This is a genomic window from Arthrobacter sp. Leaf337 (genome assembly GCF_001423745.1).
Taxonomy (GTDB): domain Bacteria; phylum Actinomycetota; class Actinomycetes; order Actinomycetales; family Micrococcaceae; genus Arthrobacter.
In genome coordinates, this window is sequence record NZ_LMPC01000006.1 from 71,914 (window position 1) to 97,960 (window position 26,047).

Sequence of the window (26,047 nt, forward strand, 5' to 3'; positions counted from 1 at the left end):
CACTGAGGACATCCGGACATGTCAATCGACAAGCACCGGCTCCCGGTGCGCGGGTGGGCCGCGACGCAGGAAAGCCAGCGCCGTGACGTCACTCGCAAGGCCCTTCTCGCCGCAGGGGCGCTGTCTTCGCTGCTCTACGTGGTTGCCACAGACGTCGTGGCCGCGTCTACGTGGGACGGATACCGCCGCACCGAACAAATGGTGAGCGAACTCTTCGCCGTCGGCTCCCCCGGCCGGGACGTCCTGGTGCCCTTCACGTGGCTTTACACGGTGCTGTTTACCGTGTTCGGGGTGGGCGTTTGGAACTCCGTACGCGGCAACCGCGCCCTGCGCATCGGCGGCGGCCTGCTCATCGCGTACGGGCTGTGGAACATCATGGGCGCCCTCTACCCGCTGACGCTGGGGGACGATGCTTCCATTCCCATGCATATCCTCGCCACCAACGTCCAGCTCGCCCTTATGGTTACGGCAATGTGCTTCGTGGCTGCGGGGTTCCACGGCCGGATGCGTGTGTATTCGATCGCCTCTCTCGCGGCTTCCGCGGTGATGGGCGTAGTGGCGTTCATGGCGGCCCCGGGACCGAACCTCGTGCTGGGCATCGGCGAGCGGATCAGCATTGGAGCGTTCCTGCTCTGGGTGGCTGTCCTGGCGGTCGCCCTATGGAAACGTACGACGGCGATGGACAGTAAGGGGGCACCGTCATGACATACGTCAAGGACCTGGCCGACGTGGGCCGGAGTGACATCCCCGAAGCGGGCGGAAAGGCCGTGGGCCTCGGCGGCATCATCCACGCCGGGCTTCCGGTTCCGCCAGGGTTTGTGCTCACCACGGGCGCGTACTCGGAATTCGTCGCCGCCAACAACCTGGGGCAGGCCATCCAGGAACTGGCCGCCCTGCCGCCCCAGACCTCGCCGCAGGACTACGAACATGCCTCGGCGCTGATCCGTACCCTCTTCAGTAAAGGCGCCATGCCCTCCGGCATCGAAGCCGAACTCACCGCCGCCTGCGCACGCCTGGGCGGCGCGGATACCGCCGTGTCGGTCCGCTCCTCCGCCACCGCCGAGGACCTCGCATCGGCCAGCTTCGCCGGCCAGCAGGAAACCTACCTGAACGTCAGCGGTGTGGACGCCGTCACCACCGCCGTCATCAACTGCTGGGCCTCCCTCTGGACGGCGCGCGCCATGGCCTACCGCGCCCGCGAAGGCGTGCTGCCCGGCGGGGTGCGCCTCGCCGTCGTGATCCAGCAGATGGTGGAGGCCGAGGCAGCCGGGGTGATGTTCACCGCCAACCCCTCGAACGGCCGCCGCGACCAGACGGTGATCAGCGCCGCGTGGGGCCTGGGCGAGGCCGTGGTCAGCGGCCAAGTCACCACCGATGACCTGACAGTGGACCCCACAACGGGGAGAGTCCTGTCCCGCCAGACAGCCGACAAGGAAGTGATGACTGTAGCCACGGAGAACGGAACGGCCGAGGAAAAGGTGCCGGAAGCCCGCCGTCGTGCGCCCGCCCTGGACGACGCCGCGGCAGCCGAGCTGGCGGGGTACGGCCGGCGGATCGCGGACCACTTCGGGGCGCCGCAGGACATCGAATGGGCCCGGGCCCGCGGCACCTTTTTCCTGCTCCAGTCCCGGCCCATCACGGCACTCCCCGAACCAGCGGCGGACGTCCCCGCGGAATGGCCCGTGCCCTATCCCAAGGGGCTCTACTTCCGGGCGAGCATCGTGGAGCAGATGCCGGACCCGCTGTCCCCGCTCTTCGCCGACCTCATCGACGGCTCGGTGTCACGCTCGCTATCGGGCCTGATGAACACTGCGCTGGGACCGAATTCCCTCCGCGAGGGCGACGTCCGCTTCCCCACCGTCAACGGCTACGCCTATTACTACTACCGCACCTGGCCCATGCTGCGGATGACGGGCAGGACGGTCCCGGCGCTGGGCGCACTGTTCCGCGGCAAGGCGCACATGGGCATCGCGGGCTGGCGCGACTATTCGCACCCGCGCTACGAGCGCATCATCAAGGACTGGTCAGTGAAACCGCCAACAGAGCTCGACGGCGGCCAGCTGCTGGCGGGGGCGCAGGCCCTCCTAGACGCCGGTACCGTCTACTACACCGCCGTGCAGTCCATCATCCCGCTCGCCGACATGAGCGAACTCTCCTTCCGGGCCTTCTACAAGGGCGTCCGGCGCGACGGCGATCCCCCGGCCCAGGCCTTCCTCCTCGGCTTCGACAGCGAACCCATCCGGGCGGAAAAGTCGCTCTACGACCTGGCCGGATGGGCGCGCAGCGACCCGTCGCTGGTGTCCGCTCTGTTGGAATGTACGACTGCAGAACTCGCCGAGTGCCTGCGCACCGGTTCGGCGCCGGCAGGGGTGGACGACGTGCTGTGGCAGGAATGGCGCTTCACCTTCCGGGAGCATCTGGCCCTGTACGGCCACGCGGTCTACAACCTGGACTTCGCCACCCCCGTCCCGGCCGACGATCCGTCCGCGCAGCTGGAGACGGTGCGGTTCTACCTGCGCGGGCAGGGCACCGACCCGCATGAGCGGCAGCGGCAGCTCACGGAACGGCGTGGGGAGCTGATGAGCGAGATGGCCGCCCGCCTGGGGCCACGCCGCCGGGCCCTGTTCTTCCGCCTGCTGAAGTGGGCACAGGAAACGGCGCCGGTCCGCGAGGACGCGCTGGCCGACGTGGGGCTGGCCTGGCCGCTGCTGCGGCGGATGCTGCTGGAACTCGGACGGCGGCTGGTGTCCTCGGGCGTGATCGCCGCGCCTGACGACGTGTTCTGGCTGCGGTTCCAGGAGTTGCAGAGCGCGGTGGAGTTCGGGCTGGCAGAGACGGACGCCGGCGTTTCCCTGGCCGGCGCGTCCCGTCCCGTGCGGGCCGCCGCCGTCGAGAAGCGCAGGATGCTGTGGCGAGGGCAGGCAAAGGCCGTGGCCCCGCAGATGCTGCCGCAGAAACCGTGGATGGAGAAGGCCTTCGGCTCCATGATGCCGGCCGGCCCGCAGCACCAGCCCGGCGACGTAATCAAGGGCGCGGGCGCGAGCTCCGGCCGCGTGACAGCCACCGCGCGCGTCCTGCGGGGCCCCGAGGATTTCGGCCGGATGCAGCCCGGCGAGGTGCTGGTGGCCCGCATGACCACTCCGGCGTGGCCGCTTTTCGCGATGGCGTCCGCGGTGGTGACGGACGTGGGCGGCCCGCTGAGCCACAGCTCCATCGTGGCCCGCGAGTACGGCATCCCGGCGGTCCTGGGCACCGGGGTTGCAACCCAGCGGCTGGCGGGCGGCCAACAGGCCACCGTTGATGGCGACGCCGGCACCGTCACCATCGTGGCCGCTGCGGCTGATGCCTGACGCACGACGGCGGCACCCAACCCGGGTGCCGCCGTCGTGCGTTCTGCCTGCGTAGCCGTCCGCCGGCTAGCGCGGGGCTCCCGCCGTCGTATCCGAGCCCTTGCCCGCGCGGACATCGGCATCACCGTGGGCCGCATGTCCGCTGTCGCCGCGCCCGCCGCCGCGCGTCTTTGCCAGGCTGGCCACCGTAGCCACCAGGATGGTCGCCGCGATGAAGAGCAGTGAGAACCAGATGGGGATCTCCGGTACCCACAGGAGCGGCTGGCCGCCGTTGATGAAGGAGAGCTCGTTGACGTGCAGGGCGTGGAAGACCAGCTTCACGCCGATGAACGCCAGGATGACGGCCAGGCCCTGGGCGAGGTACACCAGGCGTTCCAGCAGCCCGCCGATGAGGAAGAACAGCTGCCGCAGGCCCATGAGGGCGAAGGCGTTGGCGGTGAAGACGATGTAGGCCTCGCTGGTCAGGCCGTAGATCGCGGGAATCGAATCGACGGCGAAGATCAGGTCCACGAAGCCGATGGCGATGATGGTGAGCAACATCGGGGTCACGAAGCGCTTGCCGTCCTGCTCCACGGTAAGCCGGTCCCGGTGGTAGTCCGGGGTGACAGGCAGGACGCGGCGCACCAGCTTCATGAACCGGCCGTCAGCCGGGTTGGAGTCGTGGCCACCGAAGGCCTGCCGGTACGCGAGGAAGAGCAGCAGCGCGCCGAAGACGTAGAACACCCAGGAGAAGTTTTCGATCAGTGCGGCCCCGACGGCGATGAACCCGCCGCGAAGGATGAGGGCGATGATGATGCCCACCATCAGCACCTTCTGCTGGTACTTCTTGGGAACGGCGAACCCTGTCATCACGATGAGGAAGACGAACAGGTTGTCCACGGACAGCGCTTTTTCGGTGAGGTAGCCGGCGAAGTACTCGCCGCCGAAGGTCCAGCCGGAGACCATTCCGATCCCGACGCCGAACACCAGCGCGAGTCCGATGTAGAAGGCCGACCAGCGCGCCGACTCGCCGATGGACGGTTCGTGCGGTTTGCGGACGTGGGCGAAGAACTCGTAAACGAAGAACAGGATCGTCACGGCAATGGTGATAATCCAGACGAGGGGTGTGACCTGCATGGCGGGTACTCCAAAGGGTAGGCGTTGACATGTACGCCAAGGTCTCCTCCGCCCGGTGGAACCGGAGCCGGTGGCCCGGGATGCATCGCTGCATCCGTATTGACGGGCCACTCACAGACGGGAGTACTCCCCTTGATGGGTTAAATCGTAACTGATCAACGGGCGACGACGGCGGCCGGTTCCGGATGCCGCCGTCGCCCGTTGACCCTGCGGGGAAGAACCCTACTTGAGCTTCGGCACCAGCACCGGCGTGTCCCGCTTGTACGCCTCATAGTCCGCCTGGCCGCCCCACGTTTTGTCCGCCTTCTTCTCCAGCGGCGGCACGCCGCTGCCCTTGGTGAGCAGCAGGATGACGAACACCGGGGAGACCAGGGCCGCCCACTGCCAGCCCTGCAGCACGGGCAGCGCGATGATGGCCACTCCGAGCCACAGGGTGATCTCGCCGAAGTAGTTGGGGTGGCGGGACTTCGACCACAGGCCGGTGCTGATGAAGCGGCCCTTGTTGGCGGGGTTGTTCTTGAAGCGGGTCTTCTGGAGGTCCGCCACGGTTTCGATGGTGATACCCGCGGCCCACACCAGCAGGCCAAGCCAGAAGAACCAGTCCAGGCCCACCTTCCGGTCCGATGTGATGGCCACCCACACGAGCGCCGCGGTGAGCACCACCCACAGGCCCTGGATGGTCCACGTGTTCAGGAAGCGGGCGAAGTCCGGCTTGAGCTCATCAAAGCGGTCGTCCTTGCCGTGCCTGCTGATCCGCATGAACAGGAAGCTGCCCAGCCGCGCGGCCCACAGCACCACCATGGCCGCCAGCAGCATGCCGCGGGCATCGACGCCCGGCGACGCGAGCACCAGGAACACCGTGATGGAGATGTACGTCAGGGCGCCGGTGAGGTCGTAGAACTTCTCCGTCTGCGCCTTGTAGGACGGAATGAACACCAACCACTGGATCACAAACGCGGCGGCAACACCCAGCGCAAACACCGGCAGTCCCCCCACCGTGGACCCGCCCTGACTTCCGGCGAGCCCGATAAGCACCGCCACCGCCACTGCGGCAGCGGTGCTGATGATCGCCTTGCGGCTCTTCTCGTTCACAGACAGATTCCTTTCCCGTGGTCCGCTAAGCGTTCGGAGCGGGCACGGGGTTGTATGGGTGGAATCCGCCGGCACTCCCCCACAGTGCCCGGCAACCTACGCCGGCGAGTGCACAGCCACCGATGCCCGTTCAACGGCGGGGCACATGATCTTCACCGCGGCGTCGGTGGAGGCCTCGTCAAGGCCCAGCAGCATGCGGACTCCCGCCGCTCCGAGTTCGTAATGGGGCAGGGACACTGTGGACAGCGGAGGCCGAAGATGGGCGGCGATAACTTCCTGGTTGTCAAAACCCACAACAGCCATGTCATCCGGAATGGAGAGCCCGTTTTCCCGCAGGCCGTCGTACAGTCCCATGGCCATCCGGTCGTTGTAGCAGTACACAGCGGCGACGTTGCGCTTGAGCAACTCTTCGGTGGCGCCGTATCCGCCTTCCTGGTCCGGATAGGCTTCCAGCACCAACTCCGGGTCGAACGGAATGCCGGCAGCCTGCAGCGCATCCTTGTAACCCTGGAGCCGTCCGTCCCTGGCGGGCGCGGGGGTGGTGGCGTTGATGAAGGCGATGCGCCGGTGGCCGCCACGGAGCAGGATTTCCGTCGCGGACCGTCCGCCTTGCTCTTCGTCGGGCACAACAGCACGGGCAGCGCCGGGCTCCGGCGAGAAGCAGTTGACCAGGACGAAGTCCGCCTCGCGCAGTGTTTCCGGCACGGCAGTGGGACGGTGGAACCATGTCGAGTACAGGATGCCGCGCACCTTGTACTCCAGCATCATGGCGATCGCATCCGTTTCCAGATCGCGGTTACCCTCGGTGTTGGCGATCAGCAGCGCATAGCCGTGTTTCCAGGCTTCGTCCTGCGCCCCATGGATGATCTGACCCGCGAACGGCGTCGTCGCCACACCATCGGCCACGAGCCCGATGAACCGTGAGGTGCCGCTGACCAGCGTCTTCGCCATGGCGTTGGGGCGGTACCCGAGCTGCCGGATCGCATCCTTGACGCGCTGGCGCGTCTGCTCTGCAATGCGGGCGTTCTTCTTCTTGTTGATCACAAGAGACACCGTGGCAGTGGACACACCGGCTGCTTCAGCAACTTCGCGGAGAGTCACCGGCTGGGCACGGCTTTTACTCACAGGAACGTCGGGGGTGGCCGCGTTGCCTGAGTCTTTCTCCTGCGAAATCATCTGTCCTCCATCAGGAGTATATCCATCTGCCATGGCCGTCATCCCTTCGTCGCACCGCTTTCCAAGCCTTGGATCATGGCCTTGTTGAGTACAAGGAAGACCAGGAGCAGGGGTGTGATGGTGACGCACACAGCAGCGAAGGTGGCAGTCCAATCCACCTTGCCCATGGCACCGATGTAGTTCTGCAGGCCCAAGGGGATTGTCTTCAGATCCTCGGAGAGGACGAACGTGTTGGCGAAGATGAAGTCATTCCAGATGAAGATGCTATTGACCAGCACCACGGTGACCACTGTATTCAGCGACAGCGGCAGCGTAATCAGTCCGAAGATCCGGTACGGGCCGGCGCCGTCAAGGGAGGCGGCTTCGTAGGTTTCGCGCGGGATGTACTCGAAGAACGAGGAGAACAGGTAGATGGACATGGGCAGCGCGAAGCCGGCCAGGGGGATGATCATCGACTGGTAGGTGTCCAGCAGGTTCACCGTTGAGTAGTCGATGAACAGCGGAACCAGGGCGATCTGGACGGGAACGATGATTCCGATCAGGAACAGCCCGCGGACAAACTTGCTCAGGCGGAAACCAAGGACCTGGATGGCGTAGGCGGCCATCATGCCAAACAGGACGATCAGGACGTTGGCACCCATGGTGACGATGAAGCTGTTCAGGATGTTCCTGCCAAGATCGCCCGTTTCGAACGCCCGCGCGTAGTTCTCCCACGTCAGCGAGCTCGGCAGTGCGAACGGGTCACCGGTGGCGAAGTCGTGCTCGGTGCGCAGGCTGGTCAGGAACAGCCAGGCGAGAGGGTAGACCTGAACGATCACGATCAGCATGATCAGCACCCGCGACAGGGTCCGGTACAGGCTGGGCTTCCGGCGCCGCCTGGTGATGGCGGGCTTTGGGGGAACGACGGCGGTGGGTGGAGTAGCCGGGGCCGTTTGGGTGATCATGAGTCTGCCTTCCGCTTGAGCATGAACAGGATGAGGCCGACGGCGACCAGGCACTCGATCACGATGAACACGGAGATGGTGCTGGCGTACCCGAAGTCGGTACTGGTGAACGCTGTTTTGTACATATACGTGGTGAGCAGTTCAGAGGACTGGCCCGGGCCGCCGTTGGTCATGAGGTAGGGGATGTCGAAGCCGCGCAGGCCGTAGGTGGTGGCCATGATGGTCGTCGTGATCCACACCGGCCGGATGTACGGGAACCGGATCTTCGTGAAGAGCGTCCACTTTGAGGCGCCGTCCAACACCGCAGCTTCCTCCAGTTCCTTGGGAACGGCGATCAGTGCGGCGTAGATGATGAGCATGTACAGCCCGGTGAACCGCCAGCCCTCGGGAGCGGAGACCGCAGCGAGCACCGTGTTGACGTCGGACAGCCACGCGCGTTCGAAGCTGCCGAGCCCGATCCAATGCAGCAGCTGGTTGAGCAGTCCAACGGGGTCGATGGAGTAGATGCGCACGAAGAGGAACGCGATCGCCACCGTGGAGATCACGGCGGGCAGCAGGTACAGGGTCTTGATGAGCTCCCGTCCCCGGCGCAGGGACGTGAGCAGGCTGGCTACGGCCAGGGCGCCGCCGAGCTGCAGGACCAGGCAGATGGCCAGGTACAGGAGCGCGTTGAAGAACGAGCGCCAGAAGATGTCGTCGGCGGTAAGCATCCGGACGTAGTTATCCAGCCCGACGAACTCCATGTCGCTGATGCCGTTCCAGGAGAAGAAGCTGAGGAACAACGACTGAAGAATCGGGAAGAGTACCGCTGCGCAGTAGAGCAGCAAGGGTGGAAGCAGGAAAACCAGGACTGAGGTCCTTGACCTGTTGGGAAGCATGGCTGGGCCTTTCGGGCGGGGGACCTTCCGGTCCCCCGCCGCTGCGGTTTACTTGAAGAACTTGGGGGCGTTCTGCTTGATGGTGCTGTCCATGGTGCTGGTGAATTGCTCAGGCGTGATGTTGCCCTGCACCAGGAGCACGAGTTCCTGCTGGAGCCTGCCGTTGGTGGTGGGGTCCAGTTGGGTGTCCCACGGCATGGCCTGCTTTGCCCCGAGGGTGTCCGCCGTTTCCAGCGCCTTCTTGTACAGCGGGGTGGCGTTGGCCGGGACCGTCGTCTGCACGTTGGTGGTGGGTGAGAGTGCACCGGTGGCCGCGTACTCGGCCGGGTACTTCGCCAGGGCAAACTTCAGGAAGTCGCTCACCAGCGGATCGTAGGTCTTGGAGTTGACCGCCATTCCGATGCCGGACGGGGAGACGAACTCGTTGGCCGACGTCACTGAACCGTCTGTGGTTGGCAGGGTGAAGAAGTCGATGTCGTCCCGGACTGCGGAGTTCAGTTTGTCGGTAGCCAGGCTTGGCAGCTCCCACGTGCCGATGTTGTACATCGCCGCCTGGCCGGACGTGAACTGGTTCTGCGCGTCGGAGTACCCCTGGGCGGAGAAGCCATCCTGGAAGCACTTGGCCTTGCCGAGCCCGGCCATCCATTCAACGGTTTTCTGCCCGGCGGGATCGGCGAACGTCGCCTCGCCCTTCTTCAGCTTCTGGACGAACTCCGGACCGGCTTCCCGGAACGGCTGATAGGCCACGTAGCGTTCCAGCGGCCACTGGTCCTGGCCGTCAATGGCGATCGGCGTGATCCCCGCGTTGCGCAGCGCCGTGCACATTGCCGGGAGGTCGTCGAGGGACTTCGGCGCCGTGACGCCGGCCTTTTCCAGCAGTGCCTTGTTGTACCAGAAATATTCCAGCTCGAACTGGAACGGGATCATGTACAAGGACCCGTCGTCAAAGCGCTGGTAGTCCAGGGCCCCGGGCCGGTAGTCATCGTAGATGTCCAGTGATTTCAGGAGCTTCTCGGCGTCGACCATTTTGCCCTGCTTTGCCAGCTGCTGGGCGAAGGGCGTGGCGTCCGTGTCGAAGAGCTCCGGGAGTTTGTTGGCCGCAGCCAGGGTCTCCAGCTTCTGAATGTAGGAGGGGCGGTCCGGGGTGGTAATGAGGTTCAGTGCGAAGCCCGGGTGGTCCTTGGCATAGTCGTCAGCGAGCTTCTTCATGATGTTGATGACTGCCCCGTCGGCGGGACGTGACAGCAGCCACGAAATTTCACGGGGTTTGATCTCCCCGGTGGGGCTGACGTTGGCCGGGTCGCTGGAGGCTCCTACGCCGGCGCAGGCTGACAAAGCCAGGGCTGCGGCGGCTGCGACGGCGGCAGCACGGAGTAGTTTTTTCATTGCGGCAATCTCCCTTGATTGGAACAGAGGTTGGGGTGGGGATGGTCAGTTGTCGGTGCGCTGGCGTATTTCAAGCTCGGTGACGGTGATGGATCCTTCGCCGGCGAAAAGCCCGATCCGTCCCGTAGGCAGGTCGTAGATCCGGGTGCTCAGCGCCACCTGCCGGTCGACGACGGCGACGCACAGGTCGCCGTCGACGATGACCTCCAGGGTGTGCTGGCCGGGGCTGAGATCACAGGGGCGCTCCAGTTCAATATCGAACGGAACGTCTCCGGACACGTGCCATTGGGCGTCTCCGGTGATGGCCCGGGGCCAGCGGTCGAAGACGAGCCGGCCACGTTTCGGTTCCAGGCGCAGAACGTACGAGTGGTCCCCGTCCTGGCTGGAGCGCAACAGCAGCCCGCATTCGGTGGTGTCGGGTGCGATGTCCAGCACAGCCTTGGCATAGAACTGGCTGGGCAGTTCTTCCTCGGATACGACGGCGGTGTACCCGTCCGGCACGTCCAGCCGTGTGGGCAGCGCGCTCGTCAGTGAAACGGCGACGTCGTCCCAGAAGCTGTCCACGAGTTCGTCAGCGAAGCCGAACGCGAGTGTCCCGTCCGGGTTTTGGCGGGCTTCCAGGACGGACATGGTGCCGGCCCACTGCCAGGGTCCGTCGTCGGCATTGCCTTCCTTGCTGGCGATCCAGCCGAAGAAGAAGCGTCGGCCGTCGCGTTCGGCAGTCTTTGAGGCGTAGAAAGCCCGGCCGTCGATGCTGTCCAGGTCCGGGACGGTCCACGGCCCTTCGGGGCTCTTGGCCATGCGGTACCGCGTGGTAAACGATTCGGAGAACTCGGAGTAGACCATGTACCACCAGCCGCCCCAGGAGAAGACGTCCGGGCATTCATGCGTGATGTACCGGCGCGGATCCCAGAACGGTTCCGAGTACTCCCAGGTCATCAGGTCGGTGGAGAGGCACTGGGCGATGACGCCGCGGCGCCGTTCCGGTCCGGTGGAGTGCCGGGCCGCCAGCAGCATCCTCCACCGGCCGCGGCTTTCATCCCGGAACACGAAGGGATCACGCCAGTCCCCGGACTCGAAGCCATCGGGAGCGCCGAAGGTGAGTTCGGGATGCTTGGTCCAGGTCTGCATTCCGTCGGTGCTCGTGGCGTGCATGACCAGCTGGAGGGGTGCACCGTCCGCTCCCAGGTTGCGCGGGTTTTGCCCGGTGTAGAACAGGTGGTGGATGCCGGTTTCGTCGACGACGACGCTGCCCGTGTAGGCATTGAAGTCCAGGTCGTCCTCGGCGCCGTGCTGCAGGGCAACGCCGTGGTCCTCGAACTGCGTGAGGTCCTTGGTGGTGACGAGGTTCCATGACGTGCCGGGTTTCGGGTCCGAGCGTACTTCGTGGAGGTAGAAGAGCCAGAACTCTCCGTCCTTCTCGAAGGGGATGAGGTCACCAACCCATCCATCGGTGGGCTGGAAGAAGACTGAGCGTTTCATCTGCGCTGATGTCCATTCTGCTAAAGCGTTTGATCACCATGAACTTAGCGGCATTACTCGTGATGATCAAGCGTTTTAGCAATGTTTATTTTTTCGTCCAGCGGCAACCCGCTTCGCTCCGGGCCAGCCCCGAACTCATTTTGATTAAACGCTTGACCACCATCTGCGAATCGCACTATCGTCTGCGTAGCCGGTAAGAGTCCGCGCCCCTCAACGTTGAGAGGAACCACCTGATGACGCACCACATTTCACGACGCTCTGCCCTGCACGGCGCAGGCATCGGAGCCCTTACGCTTTTCGCCGGCAGCGCCGTCCCCGCTGCAGCGCACGCCCGGTCATCCCTGCGGGCCGTCTTTCATATGACTCCCCCGTCCGGCTGGCTGTGCGACCCGCAGCGCCCCGTCTATGCCAACGGCGCCCACCAGCTCTACTACCTGCACTCCGGGCAGAATAACGGCCCGGGCGGATGGGACCATGCGACCACCAGCGATGGCGTGTCGTTCACCCACCAGGGCGTGGTGATGCCCTTGCAACCCGATTTCCCGGTGTGGTCCGGATCCGCCGTCGTCGACGCCGCCAACACCGCCGGCTTCGGCGCGGGAACGGTGATCGCACTCGCAACGCAGCCCACCGGCGGTATCCGCAAGTACCAGGAGCAGTACCTCTACTGGTCCACCGACGGCGGCTACACCTTCACGGCCCTCCCCGACCCGGTGATCTTCAACCCCGACGGCCGCACGGCCACCACACCCGCAGAGATCGAAAACGCAGAGTGGTTCCGCGACCCCAAAATCCACTGGGATGCGGTACGCACCGAATGGTTGTGCGTGATCGGCCGGGCGCGCTACGCGGCGTTCTACACCTCGCCGAACCTGCGGGACTGGCAGTGGAAATCCAACTTCGACTACCCGAACCATGCCCTCGGCGGGATCGAGTGCCCCGATTTGTTCGAGATGACCGCCGGCGACGGTACACGGCATTGGGTGCTCGGCGCGAGCATGGATGCCTACAGTGTGGGCCTGCCGATGACTTATGCGTATTGGACGGGCACCTGGAACGGCACGGCGTTCATAGCCGGCAACCTCACACCGCAGTGGCTCGACTGGGGCTGGGACTGGTACGCCGCCGTGACGTGGCCGTCGGTCCAGGCGCCGGAAACAAAGCGCCTCGCAATCGCCTGGATGAACAACTGGAAGTACGCGGCCCGCGACGTGCCCACCGATGCGTCCGACGGGTACAACGGGCAGAACTCGATCGTGCGGGAACTGCGGCTGGAGCGCCAATCCGGCGGCTGGTACAGCTTGCTCAGCACCCCAGTCGAAGCGCTTTCAGGCTACGTCACCGCGACCACCACACTCCCAAACCGGACGGTCAACGGCAGCTCCGTGCTGCCGTGGAGCGGGCGCGCCTACGAGCTCGAACTCGACATCTCCTGGGACGCGGCTGCGAACGTCGGGGTCTCGGTGGGCCGCTCCCCAGACGGCCTGCGCCACACGAACGTTGGCAAGTACGGCGGCGAGCTGTACGTCGACCGCGCACCCTCGGACCAGAGCGGCTACGCACTCGCGCCTTACACCCGTGCCGCCGCGCCTATCGACGCCAACGCGCGATCGGTGCACCTGCGCATCTTCGTCGACACACAGAGCGTCGAAGTGTTCGTGAACGGCGGTCACACGGTGCTCTCACAGCAAGTTCATTTCGCCGACGGCGACACCGGCATCTCGTTCTACGCCGACGGCGGCCCGGCCAGCTTCACCGGCATTACGATCCGCGAGTTCGGCAGCCCCATTTAGCTGCTTAGCTCGGGCCCGTGGCAAAGCAGCTCACCGCCGTCGTAATTCCCGACGGCGGTGCGCTGCCGGGGTGACTATCCGTGGGTGATCGCGGCACCCATCAGGCCGAAAAGCGCCCCGGCCGCCAGGGCAACGAGGGCACGTTTCCGGGTGGGATACAGCCAGCGCACGGCGAACACGGCCACCGCCAGGATGACGCCGTTGACGACGCTGAGGATGACCGCGATCCATTCGGACCCGGTGGCCACCCCGAAGCCTCCGCCGCTGCAAGCGTTGCCGGCACTTTGATGGTTGCACGCTAACTGCTCTTCAGGAAGCACTCGCCCCTAAGATGAGGCCATGGACATCGAGGACACGCTCTGGACGGTTTTGGGCGCCGGGCTGGTTCTGCTGATGCTCGTCGACGTCTTTCGCACGCTCCTTTACCCGCATGGTTCCGGTCCTCTGGGCCGGGCGATCATGCGCGGATTCTGGCTTGTCTCGAGAAAACTGCGGGGCCGGGGCTCCTTCATCGCAGCACCCTTGGCGATGGCTGCAGTCATTGGCACCTGGGCGGCCTTGGCGGCCATCGGGTGGGCCCTGCTTTACCTGCCCCATCTAACCGACGGGTTTGTTTACGGAGCCGGGGTTCCGCTCCGGGCCGACTTTGCCGAAGCCCTCTACATCTCCCTGGTCACGCTTTCCACCGTGGGGTTCGGCGACATCGTGGCAGCGCATCCGGTGCTAAGGCTGGTTGTTGCCCTCCAAGCCGTCACCGGTTTCGGCTTGCTGACAGCAACGGTCACCTGGATCCTGCAGACGTTCCCGGCCCTGAACCGCCGCCGGGCACTTGCCCACCAGCTGACCCTGTTCCGGGAGGCCGCAGGTCCGGCAGGTGTGCTGGCACTGGATCCCGGTCACGCAGCCGGGCTGCTGGAGTCAATTGCCGGAAACGTGGCTTCGGTGAGCATAGACCTGCTCGCGTTCCATGAAACCTACTACTTCCGTGAAATCGAGCAGCGCGGCTCCTTACCCGCCACGGTGGCCTACGCCCAGGAGCTGGCATCCCAGGCCCAGAGCAGCGAGAGCCCTGAACTCCAGTTCGCCGGACGGATGCTCCACGCGGCCCTGGATGGACTCGCCGACGTCCTTCGCGGCAAATTCGGCCATGCAGGAACCACGTCCTCCGATGTGTTCGACAGCTACGAGCTGCACCACCGGCACGTGCGGCGTGGGGAGCCGGACACGAAGTAGCGGCACGGTGCCGAGTGTCGTCAACGGCGACCCTCAGCGCGGTTTCGACAGGCCAGCCACCGAACGGCGTCGAAAACACTGAAAAGCCACGGATACCTCCGGAAGAAGGTATCCGCGGCTTTCACAGCGCCTGAACCTATTTCTCGCAGGCAACGCCGTCGCGATCGCGGTCAAGGCTGGTGCTGTAGCCAGGCTGCCCGGCATACAACGGCGCTGCTCCTGCTGCTTTGACTGCGGTGCAGTTGGCGTAGTAGGCGGTGCCCGGCACCGGGGCGACCGGCGCAGGTGCGGGCGCAGCGGGAGCAACCGGCGCAGGTGCCGGTGCCTGCGGGACGACCGGCTGCGCCGCCGCTTGTTCGGCGGCCGCCTTCGCTGCAGCAGCATCCGCTGCAGCCTTGTCCGACGCCGCCTTATCCGCTGCAGCCTTGTCCGACGCAACCTTGTCCGCAGCAGCTTTTTCCGCCGCAGCCTTCTCAGCGGCCGCCTTGTCCGCGGCGGCCTTTTCCGCCGCCTCCTTTTCGAGGTTCTTGACGCCGAGGTGAACGGTGGAGTCCTTCGCCACCTTCGTGCCCTCCGTTGGGTCTTGGGACGTCACCTGCCAGTTCTTCTTGGACATGATCATTTTGCCGTCCACGGTGTCCTCCGCCTTGACCTTGAGCCCTAGGTCTTCCAGTTGATCCGTGGCTTTATCCAGGGTCAGGCCCATCACGCCTGGAACCGTGACAGCGTCTGAGACGTCTGCAACGGCGGTTGCGGACGATGCCGCCTGCTTGCCACCGCATCCGGTCAGCATGAGCCCGGTCAGCACAACAAGTGCCAGTGTCTTCTTCATTTTTCCCCCTTGGAAAGTTTGAAACTGTGGAGTGATGGAGCTGGTCTAGCTTTCGCAGGCAATGCCGTCGGAATCGCGGTCCAGCGCAGGGCGGTAGCCCGCTGACCCGGCATAAAGCGGCGCGGCACCTGCGGCTTTCACCGCAGCGCAGTTGGCGTAGTACGCGGCAGCCGGAGCCGGCGCAACAGGAACCGGGACTACTGGCGCGGGAGCAACAGGAGCCGGTGCCGGGACAACGACAGCCGGAGCGGGCGCTGCCGGGGCCGGCACCGCCACAAACGGGGCGGGCGCAACGGCGGCAGGCGCAGGTGCCGGAGCTGCGGCCACTGGCGCCTTCTCGTTTGTCGGCGCGAGCTGGCCCGAGCAGTCGGCTAGGATCCTCGCCATGGCATCATGCTCCGCCTGGGTAACCCACAGGCTGTAGGTTGCCTTCACGGAGATCTGGCGGGCAACGTATTCGCAGCGGAAGGCCTTGTTCGGCGGCAGCCAGGTGGCGGCGTCGCCGTCGCCCTTTTTCATGTTCGTGGGACCGTCCGTCGCCTGCAGATTCAGCGGATCATTGGCGAACGCTGTCCGCTGTTCCGTGGTCAGCTGCTGGGCGCCCTTCTGCCAGGCGTCACTCAGGGCCACAACATGGTCGATCTGCACGGCGCTGCTGGTGGCACTCCCCCGCAGGAACTTGATGCTCGTGCCCGTGTACGGGTCCGCCAGCGTCCCGGACTGCACCTTGCAGGGCACGCTGTTGGTGTACGTGATGCCCGTAAGGTCGCGCTTGAGGATGTCATTCCGGGTGTCGCAGCCGTTGCGGTCAACGTCCGCCCAGGCCTGCCCGAACAGTGCGCGGTCATAGCCCGTCTTCGGCGCCCTGCCCTTGATGGGAAGGGCGGCCAGCAGGTCGATCGCCTTGGTGGCGAAGGCAGGCTGCGTCTTCGGAGCCGTGACGCTGGCGCCCTGCGCCAACAGGTATGGGCTGTCAGGGTCCAGCGGAGCGCCCGTCTCCTGGGCGGTGGGAGCGGACGACGGCGTCACCGTGGCTTTCGCTGTCGGGCTCCCAGTTGCTGTGGCTGACGAGGCATTGCTCTCAGATGAGGCGGCCTCCAGCTCCCCTGTGGAAGTCCGCGGCACCGCGACGGCACCGGCGATAAACAGTGCAAACGAGAGGGCAAGCGCAACGGCACCCGCCTTCCGCTTGGCCGGGAGCCGCGCCCAGGACCGGCGGCCGGTCGCCAGGACGTAGAGGCCGGTAAGCCCGGCAGAGATGGCTAGGAAGATCAGCGCTCCCCCAAGCCCGCTGCTGAACGACCCGATGAGCATGAACAGGGCCGTGAGCCCGCTGACTACGAAAGTGGAAACGCGCGGCTTGCGCGGCGGCCTCGGGCCGGGGCCCGCGCTGGTAGGTGCCGGACCGAAAAGGGTCTCGTAATTCGACAATATTGCCCCCATAAATAAAGGCCCGGCAATAGCCGGGCCTTTTTTCTTAAGCCGAAATGCTTACTCCTGAGGATCGTATTTCCCCGTTGTCCGGCACACCGGGAATCTGCGGAGATCTTCGCCCAACCTTGATGGAGCCTTGAGCTAATCCCAAGGATGTTTGTAACATTCGGGTTTTCGGTGATCCAGAGTGTAGCTACGGCAGCCCCAGCCAGCGGGGCCCTCGCCGCGTTATGCTGGCACCCTCGGCTGAAGACGCCCGGCCGCCGGATCGCACCCCACGGAGCTGCCATCATGACCGAGGCCCCTGCCCCCGCAATCCCCACTGACACTTTCCCGGGCACTGATACCACCCCGGATCCCGACGCCGGCCTCCGCCGGCTCGCGGCAGACACCTTCGGACTCCCGCGCCTCCGCGCCGGCCAGCTGGCCGGAATGCGCGCCCTCACTGCCGGCCGGGACGTCCTCGCCGTGATGCCCACCGGCTACGGCAAGTCCGCCATCTACCAGGTGGCCGCCCTCCAACTGCACCGAAACAGCCCAGGGCGCGGTCCCGCCGTCGTGGTTTCCCCGCTCATCGCCCTGCAGGAGGACCAGCTGGACGGCCTGCTGGAAACGCTCGGCGGGAAGGCCGCCGTCGCCATCAACTCCGGCCACAGCGATGCCCAAATCAACGATGCCTGGAAAGCCGCAGAGAACGGCGACGCCGACTTCGTCTTCCTCGCCCCCGAACAGCTCGCCAAGACCGAAACCGTCGAGCGGCTCGCGGCCCTGGACGTCCCGCTGTTCGTGGTGGACGAGGCACACTGCGTTTCCTCCTGGGGCCACGACTTCCGCCCCGACTACCTGCGCCTCGGCGAGGTCCGCGAGCAGCTGGGCAACCCGCCCGTGGTCGGCCTCACCGCCACCGCCTCTCCCCCGGTGCGCGACGAAATCCAGCAGCGCCTGCGCATGAAAGACCCCTTGGTCCTGGTGCACGGCTTCGACCGGCCCAACATCCGGCTGGAGGTCATCCGCCACCACAAAGACAAGGACAAGCGCCGAGCCGTGATCACGCAGGTGGCCGAACTCAAGGGCCCCGGACTCCTGTATGCCGCCACCCGCAAGGACACCGAGGCCTACGCCGCCAAACTCACCGCCCTGGGCCTGCGCGCCGAGGCGTACCACGCCGGCCGGAAACAGAGCGAGCGGGACCGCGTGCACGAGCAGTTCCTCGACGACGGGCTCGACGTCGTTGTAGCCACCACCGCCTTCGGCATGGGCATCGACAAACCCAATGTCCGCTTCGTCATCCACGCCGACATTCCCGATTCGCTGGACAGCTACTACCAGGAGATCGGCCGCTCCGGGCGAGACGGGCAAGAGGCCGCCGCCGTCCTCCACTACCGCTCCGAGGACCTGGGCCTGCGCACATTCTTCGGCACCCACACCCCGGACGAGGAATCGCTCATGACCGTCCTCGAAGCACTCCGCGCCGCCGGCGGGCCGGTCAAGCAGAAGGCCCTCGCGGAGCAGACCGGATTCTCCCCGAGGAGGCTCACCGGAGTGCTGAACCAGCTGCAGGAAACCCGCGCCGTCCGCACCGGCAAGCGCGGCGTCCGGCTGGACGCGGGCGCCAAGCTGCCCGCGGTGGTGGAACGCGCCGTCGAACATGCGGAAGCACGCCAGCGGGTGGACCGCTCCCGCATCGAGATGATGCGCGCCTACGCCGAGACCGACGCCTGCCGGCGCCAGTTCCTGCTGGGCTACTTCGGCGAGGACCTCCCTGAGCCGTGCGGCAACTGCGATACCTGCAGCGACGGCTCCGCCTACGCAGAGGATTACGACGACGCCGCCGCGGCCGCCGCGGGCGGTGACCCTTTTCCGCTCCAGGCCTCAGCTGTGCATAAGGAATGGGGGCCGGGCCTGGTGATGCGGCATGAGGAGGACACGATCACGGTACTGTTCGAGCAGGAGGGCTACAAAACGCTGTCCCGCCAGGCCGTGACGGACGGGAAGCTGCTGACGCTGGCGACGTGACGGGGCCGGTCAGATATAGGCGCTGTTCGGTAGGGTCGGATCATGGACAGCGTCACCTTGGTCAATTTCCTGTTGGTCCTCTTTTTTGTGCTGCTGGGCGGCGTCTTTGCCGGTACCGAGATGGCGCTAGTGTCCCTGCGCGAGAGCCAGGTGCGCCAGATCGAAAAGTCGGGGAAAGGCGGGGCCCGGACCGCCGAACTGGCCCGGAACCCCAACCGGTTCCTGTCCACTGTCCAGATCGGCGTGACCCTGTCCGGCTTCTTCTCCGCCGCCTACGGGGCGTCCACCATTGCGCCCGATGTCGAGCCCATCCTGGAAGGCGCGGGCTTCGGCGCCGCTGCCCAACCGGCGGCCTTCATCGGCATGACGCTGCTGGTGGCCTACCTTTCCCTGGTGCTGGGCGAACTGGTGCCCAAGCGGCTGGCCATGCAGAGCGCCGTCGGCTTCACGAAGGTCCTCGCCCCGCCGCTGATCGTCCTCTCACAGATCATGCGCCCGGTCATCTGGCTGCTGTCCGCGTCCACCGATGCACTGGTGCGGCTGTTCGGCGGTGATCCCCACGCCAAACAGGAAAGCGTCAGCTCCGAGGAACTCTGGGACATGGTGGCGGAGAGCGACATGCTGGAAGAACACAGCCGCAACATCCTGAGCGACGTCTTCGGCGCCGGGGACCGCACGCTGCAGGAGGTCATGCGCCCCCGCACCGAGGTGACCTTCATCGACGGCACCATGACTATTGCGGACGCACGCAGCATGGTGCGGGACGGCCCGTTTTCACGTTTTCCCGTCATCGGCCGGACTCCGGACGACGTCCTCGGCTTCGTCCACATCCGTGACCTGATGCCCCGCGACGTCGATTTTGACCGGGGCCTGGTGAAGGACATCGTCCGCGAGATCCTCCCGCTTCCCGGGACGAACAGGGTGCTGCCCACCCTGTCCCGGATGCGCCGGCTTGGCCATCACATAGCGCTGGTAGTGGACGAGTACGGCGGCACGGACGGCATCGTCACCCTGGAGGACCTGGTGGAGGAACTGGTGGGCGAAATCTACGACGAGTACGACACCGGCGCCGACCACGAGGACCGCGTCACCCTGGCCGACGGTTCCCTCGACGTCGACGGCGGCCTGATTCTCCAGGAATTCGCGACGGCGTCCGGCATCGCCCTCCCGGAAGGACACTACGAGACGGTGGCCGGGTTCGTGATCGACCGACTGGGCCGGCTGCCGCGGGTTGGGGACCGGGTGGAGGTGCCGGGCCACGTGCTGACGGTCCTGGCGATGGACCGGCTCCGCATCGCGAGGATCAGGGTGACGCCGGCGGACGGGAAGACAGTTGGGCTGTCCTCGGACTAGTGACCGCCTGCCGTGTGGACGCCGTCAGCGGCTCCGGACAGGCGGACCGCAGTCAGCTTGTATTCGGGGCACCCCGTGACCTCATCCTCCACCGGGGAGGTGAGACCGTTGACCGCGGCACCAGGGAAGTGGAAGCCAGCGAAGACCTGGCCCGGTTCCACCTCGTCCGTGATCCTGGCCTGCAGGATGGCCGTCCCGTGCCGGCTGCCCAACCGGACCAAGTCGCCGTCGTGCAGTCCCAGTGCAGCAGCGTCCCCGCGTTCGACGTCGACCGTCTCCCGGGCGAGCAGGCGCAGGTTGTCGGTGCGGCGGGTCATACTGCCGGAATTGTAGTGCTCTGCCCGCCGCCCGGTGATCAGCAAAAACGGGAAGTCCGCGTCGCATTGCTCGCCCGGAGGTAGGTAGGGCCTGGCCGCCAGGTGCGCCAGGCCGTCCGGCGTGGCGAAGCGGTCCTGGTAAAGGCGTGGCGTCCCGGGGGAATCGACGGATCCGCACGGCCAGTGCAGCGGCCCCTCCCGGTCCAGGCGCGGGTGCGAGATACCACCAAAAAGCGGCGCCAGCGCTGCGCATTCCGCCATAGCCTCCGCCGGTGTGGCGCACCCAAGGTCTGCCCCCATCCGGGCCGCGACGGCGTGCAGCACCGCGAAGTCGGTGCGGACACCGGCAGGGGGCGCCACCGCCTCCCGGACCCGCTGGAAGCGCCGGTCGAAATTGACGAACGTGCCGTCCTTTTCCAGCCACGCTGCCACCGGGAAGACGACGTCCGCGGCGGCGGCCGTCGCGGAGAGGAACAAATCGTTGCAGATCACCAGCGGGCAGGCCGCCAGTGCCGCCCGCACCGACGTGCTGTCCGGGTCGGTGGTGAGCACATCCTCGCCGATGACCCACAGCGCCTTCAATGTCCCGCCGCGGGCGGCCGCAAACATCTGCGGGATGCGGAGCCCGGGCAGCGGCGGCACATCGGCCCGCCAGGCCTCGGTGCACCGGGCACGCGCTGCAGGGTCCAGGACCTTCTGGTACCCGGGCAGCAGGTCGGGCAGCGCCCCCATGTCCGAGGCGCCCTGGACGTTGTTCTGCCCGCGCAGCGGGTTCACCCCTCCGCCGGTGCCCGGCCCGACGGCGCCGCGCAGGAGTGCCAGGTTGGACAAGGTCCGGACACCGTCCGTGCCGTGCCGGTGTTCGGTCACGCCGAGGCCATAGAAAATGGCCGGCGCCAGTGCCTGCCCGTACACGACGGCGGCCCGCACCAGATCGTCTGCCGGGACACCGGAGATCCCGGCTACGCGCTCCGGCGGGTAGTCCCCGAGCAGCCCCAGCAGCTCCCCGTAGCCGCTGGTGTGCGCGTCAAGGAAGGCCTCGTCCACCAGCCCCTCCCGGGCCAGGACGTGCGCCAGGCCGTTGAACACAGCCACGTTGGTTCCCGGCCGGGGCCTAAGGTGGACGTCCGCGTGCCGGGCCAGCGAGGTTAGCCGGGGATCAACCACCACCAGGCGGGCGCCGTCCATGACCCGCTGGAAGATGCGGGAGCCCACCACCGGGTGGGCGGCCGTCGGGTTCGCGCCGACCAGGAGGATCGCGTCACACCGGTCCAGGTCGTCGAACGGGTTCGTCCCGCCGCCCAGGCCGAACGTGGCGGCCAGACCGGCCGCGGAGGGGGCATGGCAGAGCCGGGAGCAGTTGTCCACATTGTTGGTCCCCATGACGGCCCGGGCGAACTTCTGGGCCAGGTAGTTCTCCTCATTGGTGGCCCGGGCCGAGGAGATCACGGCGAATCCGTCCGGGTCCGCGTCCCGGATCCCGGTAAGCCTTGCGGCCACATACCCGGCGGCCTCGTCCCAGGTGGCCCGGGCGAGCGTCCCGTTCCGGCGGATCAGCGGGGTTGTCAGGCGTTCGGCGGAACCGAGGAACCCGTGGGCAAACCGTCCCTTGACACAGGCGTGTCCACGGTTCACCGAGCCCTCACCGGCGGGCCGGATGGTCATGATCTCGTTGTCGCGGGTGGAGACCTCGAGGCTGCAGCCGACGCCGCAGTAGCCGCACGTGGTTAGGGTCTGCCGTTCGATCGGCAGCAGATTCAGCAGCCCGGGTTCAGACAGTGCCCCGGTGGGGCAGGTGTCCACGCACGCCCCGCATGAGACGCAATCGGATTCCACCCAGGGACCGCCCGTCCCGGGCGCCACCACCGTCCCGGCTCCGCGGCCCACCAGCGTGAGGGCGAACGTGCCCTGGATTTCCGCGCAGGCGCGCACGCACCGCCCGCAGGCAATACAAAGATCTCGGTCGAGCTTGACGTACGGATGGGAGTGGTCAACGCCGCGCTCCGGCGGCAGGACGGAACCAGCGGTGGCAGCCACCCCGTACTCTGCGCATTGCCTGGCCAGTTCGCTGCGGTCGGCCGGAACATCCAGCGCCCGGGCCGGCAGCCCCGCGACGATGGCCTGCAGGGCATCACGCCGGATCTCCCGGGACGTCTCAACGCCGATGCGCAGCCCGTCCTCGGCCGGGGTGCTGCAGGCGGCGGCGGGGCCCCGGCCGGAAATGTCCACCAGGCACGTCCGGCAGGAGGCCACGGTGCTGAGCCGGTCGTCATGGCACAACGTTGGAAGGGCCAGGCCGGCCGCCCGCACGGCCTCGAGCAGTGTGGCTCCGGCCGGGACCTCGACCTCGCGGCCGTCAACCAGGAGCTTCATGGCGTCCACCCCGCCAGCCCGTACACACGGGCGAGGCTCTGCACCGCCGCCGGCACCCGCCGGCCGAAGGCGCACAGGCTGCCCGCCGCCATGGTGCGCAGCACCTCGCCGCGCTCACGACTGACGGCAGGGCCATCCGGCCGCTCCGCCAGGCCACGGCCGCGCCACGACCCTACCCGGCAGGGCGAGCACTGTCCGCAACTCTCTTCCGCGGCGAAGTCCCACAGGTTCTGCAGCACCTGCCCGCCCGTGAGCCTGTCATCGAAGGCGACGATCCCTGCGTGGCCGAGGGCGGCCCCGTGCTTGGACAGCGCATCATCACTGAGCGGGATGTCGAGGTCTTCGGGGCCGAGGAAGCCGCCCAGGGGCCCGCCGATTTGAAGGGCCCGCAGTGTCGCCCCGTCGCGAAGCCCGCCCCCGAGGTCATCGACGATCCGCCGGACCGGCGTGCCGATCTCCACCTCGTAGGCGCCGGGCCGACGGAACCTCTCCGACAGGCACGCGAGCACGGTGCCGGCCTCGTCCGCGGTGCCCAAGGCGGCGTACGCTGCTCCCCCATGCTGCACGATCCACGGAACAGCACTCAGCGTTTCCACGTTGTTGACCACAGTAGGCCGGCCGTGGAGTCCCCGGCCGGTGGGGAACGGCGGCCTGGAACGCACGACGCCGCGCAGTCCCGCGAGCCCGTTCAGCAGGGCCGTTTCCTCACCGGAGACGTAAGAGCCTGCACCTTCAACCACGTGCAGGCCCAGGCTGAAACCACTGCCCGCCGCGTCCGGGCCGAGATGCCCGGCAGTGCGCGCCTGGGCCACGGCTTCCCGCAGCCGGGCGGCCGCGCGAGGATACTCCGAGCGGACAAACACGATGCCGGTGGCCGCACCGACGGCGAAGCAGGCCAGGGCCAGGCCCTCAAGCACGCGGTGCGGGTCCTCCTCCATGAGCAGCCGGTCGGCATAGGACCCGGGGTCCCCCTCGTCACCGTTGGCCACCACCACCCGGGGGGCAGGGTGCTCAAGCGCGGCCCGCCATTTCGCGGCGGCACGGAAACCTGCCCCGCCCCGCCCTCGCAGTTGCGCGGCCTCGACTTCGGCCAGAACGTCCTCGGGGTTTGCCGAGGCAGCGACGCCGGGCCATACCGACCACGGCTGCGAGCCTCCGAGTAGCCCGGCGGTCACCACAGGGACTCCGGTGTCGCAGGCCACCGGGATGGGCGGAGACGTCCGCGGGGCGGATCCACCCAGTTGTGCTGCCAGGCCGGGCCCGGCCAGCGCGTCGACGCCGTCCAGTGCTGCGGGACCGGAGAAGCAGTAGCCCAGGCAGCGCACTGCCTGGAGCGAGACGGAGCCGTCCTCGCTCCGGCTCCCGGCGTGCACTCCGAGTGCCGCCTCTACCTCCGCGACGTGCGTTCCAGCGGTGGCGGCGAAGCAGGCTGCCGCTGCGCAGACCCGGACGTGGCGGGCTCCGCGGGTCGCGGTGAAGTCGGCGAAGAAGGTTGCCGGACCTTCGACCGCTGCCGCGGGCAGGCCCAGCGTGCGGGCAATGTCAGCGGGGGCGGCACGCGAGGAACGCAGCGCGTCCGGAACGTCGCCGATCGGCCGGTCGAAGCGTCTGGCATACCGGAGGAACGGATCGTCATTGCTCCGGTCCCGCCGGCCCTGAGGTTCGGCGCTGGGTTCCTGCATGCGTCCAACCCTCGCCTGAGCGGCCCGTGCGGGGAAGAGTCGAAAGTCCCCGCATGGCCAAATAATCCCCTCAGCTCAACCGCCCGGCGTCGTTCCCGTGTGGCCCGCGTGCGACGCCCGCGCAGCCTCGTAGCTGCTGTCAAAAGGCAAAGTGTCCATGTCCAGCAGCGGGTTCTCGTCCTGGGTGGCCACCAGCTCGCGGGCTGCCTCGTCCGAGTCCACGCTGGGCATCGACCCGGGCAGGTGCCGGCGGGCGGATTCCGGCAGGAAGTAGATGGTGACCACGGCGATCGCCGAGGTGGCCATCAGGTAGTAGGCGGGCATCATGTCATTGCCGGTCGCCTGGATGAGGGAGGCAATGATGAACGGGGTGGTGCCGCCGAAGATGGCGACAGCGAAGTTGTAGGCGATGCCCATGGCCCCGTAACGGTGGGCCGTCGGGAACAGTGCCGGCAAGGCAGACGCGAGGTTGGCCACGTAGAACGTGACGGGGAAGGCCACCAGGGCCAGGCCCGCGAAGGTGGCCGGGACGGTTCCCACCGCGATCAGGCTGAACGCGGGGATGGCCAGGACCACGGTGCTGACCGCGCCGATCCACAGCACGGGGCGGCGTCCGATCCTGTCCGAAAGATGGCCGGTGAGCGGGATGCACAGCGACATGACCACCAGGACAGGGATGGTGAGCAGCGTTCCGTGGATCTCGTCGTACCCCTTGTTGCTGGTCAGGTACGTCGGCATGTAGGAGGTGAGTGCGTAGCCCACCGTATTGGCGGCCGCCACGAGGATCATGGCCAGCACGATCCTGCGCCAGTAGGCCCTGAAAATTCCTGCCGGGCCCATGGCGCCGAGCACCTCCCCCGTCTCAGGGTGCCGGGCTGATTCCTGTTCCGCTTCCAGGGTTGCCTGGAAGACGGGTGATTCCTCGATCTTCATCCGGAAGTAGATCGCCACAATGCCGAGCGGCCCGGCAATCAGGAAGGGAATGCGCCAGCCCCAATCCTCCATCTGGTCCTGGCCCAGGGTCAGCTGCAGGACCGAGACCAGCGCCGCTCCCAGGGCAAAGCCCAGGTAGCTGCCCATGTCCAGGAAACTGGCGAAGAAACCGCGGCGCTTGTCCGGGGAATGCTCACACACGAACGTGGTGGCTCCGGAGTACTCGCCGCCGGTGGAGAAGCCCTGCACCAGTTTGGTGACCACCAGCAGGACGGCGGCCCAGATTCCCAGCACCGCGTAGCCCGGGAGGAGGCCGACGGCGAACGTCGCGGCCGCCATCAGCATCAGGGTCATGGCCAGCACCTTCTGGCGGCCAATCTTGTCACCCAGCCAGCCAAAGAAGACGCCGCCCAGGGGCCGGGCAATAAACGTGGCACCGAAGGTACCCAGCAGGAAAAGGTTCTGCACGGCCTTGTCCGCTTCGGGCAGGAACACCGGGCCCATGGTGGTGATCAGATAACCGAACACCCCGACGTCGTACCACTCCATGGTGTTGCCGACGATGGTGCCGCCCAGCGCCTTCCTCAGGGTGGGATGGTGAACGACATTGACGTCCGTGACGCGGAGGCGGCGCTTCTTCGGGCGTTGAACGGTCAT

The 26,047-nt window shown here is 66.7% G+C and carries 19 protein-coding genes; 6 read left to right on the forward strand and 13 right to left on the reverse strand.

Annotated elements, in window-relative coordinates; genetic code table 11:
- Positions 1-18 precede the first annotated feature (18 nt).
- Entirely contained in the window at positions 19-705 is a 687-nt protein-coding gene (locus ASF98_RS06565) for a DUF998 domain-containing protein (RefSeq protein WP_055799205.1), read from the forward strand.
- A complete protein-coding gene (locus ASF98_RS06570; protein WP_055799207.1) occupies positions 702-3,350 on the forward strand; it encodes a PEP/pyruvate-binding domain-containing protein in 2,649 nt (882 codons plus the stop codon). Before ASF98_RS06565 ends, ASF98_RS06570 begins: the two co-directional genes overlap by 4 nt.
- Before the next feature lie 66 nt (positions 3,351-3,416).
- On the opposite strand, the gene ASF98_RS06575 is transcribed toward ASF98_RS06570, so the two are convergent.
- From ASF98_RS06575 to ASF98_RS06605, 7 genes are all read right to left on the reverse strand, one after another.
- Positions 3,417-4,466 (reverse strand): TerC family protein, encoded by a 1,050-nt coding sequence (locus tag ASF98_RS06575; RefSeq protein WP_082506741.1) that lies wholly within the window; start codon positions 4,464-4,466, stop codon positions 3,417-3,419.
- Positions 4,467-4,688: 222 nt separating this feature from the next.
- A complete protein-coding gene (locus tag ASF98_RS06580; protein ID WP_055799210.1) occupies positions 4,689-5,558 on the reverse strand; it encodes a DUF1295 domain-containing protein in 870 nt (289 codons plus the stop codon).
- A 96-nt stretch (positions 5,559-5,654) separates the two neighbouring features.
- Positions 5,655-6,734: a LacI family DNA-binding transcriptional regulator gene (locus tag ASF98_RS06585; protein ID WP_200939320.1), complete on the reverse strand. Its 1,080-nt coding sequence runs from the start codon at positions 6,732-6,734 to the stop codon at positions 5,655-5,657.
- Between the two features lie 38 nt (positions 6,735-6,772).
- Positions 6,773-7,678 carry a carbohydrate ABC transporter permease gene (locus ASF98_RS06590; RefSeq protein WP_055799213.1) on the reverse strand — a complete coding sequence of 302 codons (906 nt, stop codon included), beginning with the start codon at positions 7,676-7,678 and terminating at the stop codon, positions 6,773-6,775.
- A complete protein-coding gene (locus ASF98_RS06595) occupies positions 7,675-8,556 on the reverse strand; it encodes a carbohydrate ABC transporter permease (RefSeq protein ID WP_055799216.1) in 882 nt (293 codons plus the stop codon). Before ASF98_RS06595 ends, ASF98_RS06590 begins: the two co-directional genes overlap by 4 nt.
- Before the next feature lie 48 nt (positions 8,557-8,604).
- Positions 8,605-9,942, reverse strand: coding sequence for an ABC transporter substrate-binding protein (locus ASF98_RS06600; RefSeq protein WP_055799220.1), 1,338 nt, complete (start codon positions 9,940-9,942; stop codon positions 8,605-8,607).
- Positions 9,943-9,987: 45 nt separating this feature from the next.
- Complete coding sequence (locus ASF98_RS06605) at positions 9,988-11,424, reverse strand: GH32 C-terminal domain-containing protein (protein ID WP_055799222.1); 1,437 nt, start codon at positions 11,422-11,424, stop codon at positions 9,988-9,990.
- Between the two features lie 233 nt (positions 11,425-11,657).
- Here ASF98_RS06605 and ASF98_RS06615 point away from each other — a divergent pair, with 233 nt between their 5' ends.
- Positions 11,658-13,217, forward strand: a complete 1,560-nt coding sequence (locus ASF98_RS06615) for a glycoside hydrolase family 32 protein (RefSeq protein WP_055799229.1) — start codon at positions 11,658-11,660, stop codon at positions 13,215-13,217.
- 74 nt (positions 13,218-13,291) lie between these two features.
- Here the strand turns inward: ASF98_RS06615 and ASF98_RS24080 are convergent, their stop codons facing one another.
- On the reverse strand, positions 13,292-13,465 hold the full coding sequence (locus ASF98_RS24080) for a hypothetical protein (RefSeq protein ID WP_156372323.1): 174 nt from the start codon (positions 13,463-13,465) through the stop codon (positions 13,292-13,294).
- A gap of 91 nt (positions 13,466-13,556) precedes the next feature.
- Here ASF98_RS24080 and ASF98_RS06620 point away from each other — a divergent pair, with 91 nt between their 5' ends.
- Positions 13,557-14,450: a potassium channel family protein gene (locus ASF98_RS06620; protein WP_055799231.1), complete on the forward strand. Its 894-nt coding sequence runs from the start codon at positions 13,557-13,559 to the stop codon at positions 14,448-14,450.
- 136 nt (positions 14,451-14,586) lie between these two features.
- Here the strand turns inward: ASF98_RS06620 and ASF98_RS06625 are convergent, their stop codons facing one another.
- Together ASF98_RS06625 and ASF98_RS06630 are read right to left on the reverse strand one after the other, a co-directional pair.
- On the reverse strand, positions 14,587-15,282 hold the full coding sequence (locus tag ASF98_RS06625; protein WP_055799234.1) for an excalibur calcium-binding domain-containing protein: 696 nt from the start codon (positions 15,280-15,282) through the stop codon (positions 14,587-14,589).
- A gap of 45 nt (positions 15,283-15,327) precedes the next feature.
- The gene (locus ASF98_RS06630) at positions 15,328-16,713 is read right to left on the reverse strand and encodes a GmrSD restriction endonuclease domain-containing protein (protein WP_055799469.1); all 1,386 of its coding nucleotides are present in this window, start codon (positions 16,711-16,713) and stop codon (positions 15,328-15,330) included.
- Positions 16,714-17,007: 294 nt separating this feature from the next.
- Between ASF98_RS06630 and ASF98_RS06635 the strand changes: the two genes are divergently transcribed.
- Entirely contained in the window at positions 17,008-18,732 is a 1,725-nt protein-coding gene (locus ASF98_RS06635; RefSeq protein WP_082506742.1) for a RecQ family ATP-dependent DNA helicase, read from the forward strand.
- A gap of 42 nt (positions 18,733-18,774) precedes the next feature.
- Positions 18,775-20,085 (forward strand): hemolysin family protein, encoded by a 1,311-nt coding sequence (locus ASF98_RS06640; RefSeq protein WP_055799237.1) that lies wholly within the window; start codon positions 18,775-18,777, stop codon positions 20,083-20,085.
- On the opposite strand, the gene fdhF is transcribed toward ASF98_RS06640, so the two are convergent.
- The 3 genes from fdhF to ASF98_RS06655 form a co-directional block, all read right to left on the reverse strand.
- On the reverse strand, positions 20,082-22,775 hold the full coding sequence (gene fdhF / locus ASF98_RS06645) for a formate dehydrogenase subunit alpha (protein ID WP_055799474.1): 2,694 nt from the start codon (positions 22,773-22,775) through the stop codon (positions 20,082-20,084). The two genes, ASF98_RS06640 and fdhF, sit on opposite strands and share 4 nt — an antisense overlap.
- Positions 22,772-24,457 (reverse strand): NAD(P)H-dependent oxidoreductase subunit E, encoded by a 1,686-nt coding sequence (locus ASF98_RS06650; protein WP_055799240.1) that lies wholly within the window; start codon positions 24,455-24,457, stop codon positions 22,772-22,774. Before ASF98_RS06650 ends, fdhF begins: the two co-directional genes overlap by 4 nt.
- Positions 24,458-24,532: 75 nt before the next feature.
- Complete coding sequence (locus tag ASF98_RS06655) at positions 24,533-26,047, reverse strand: MFS transporter (RefSeq protein WP_082506743.1); 1,515 nt, start codon at positions 26,045-26,047, stop codon at positions 24,533-24,535.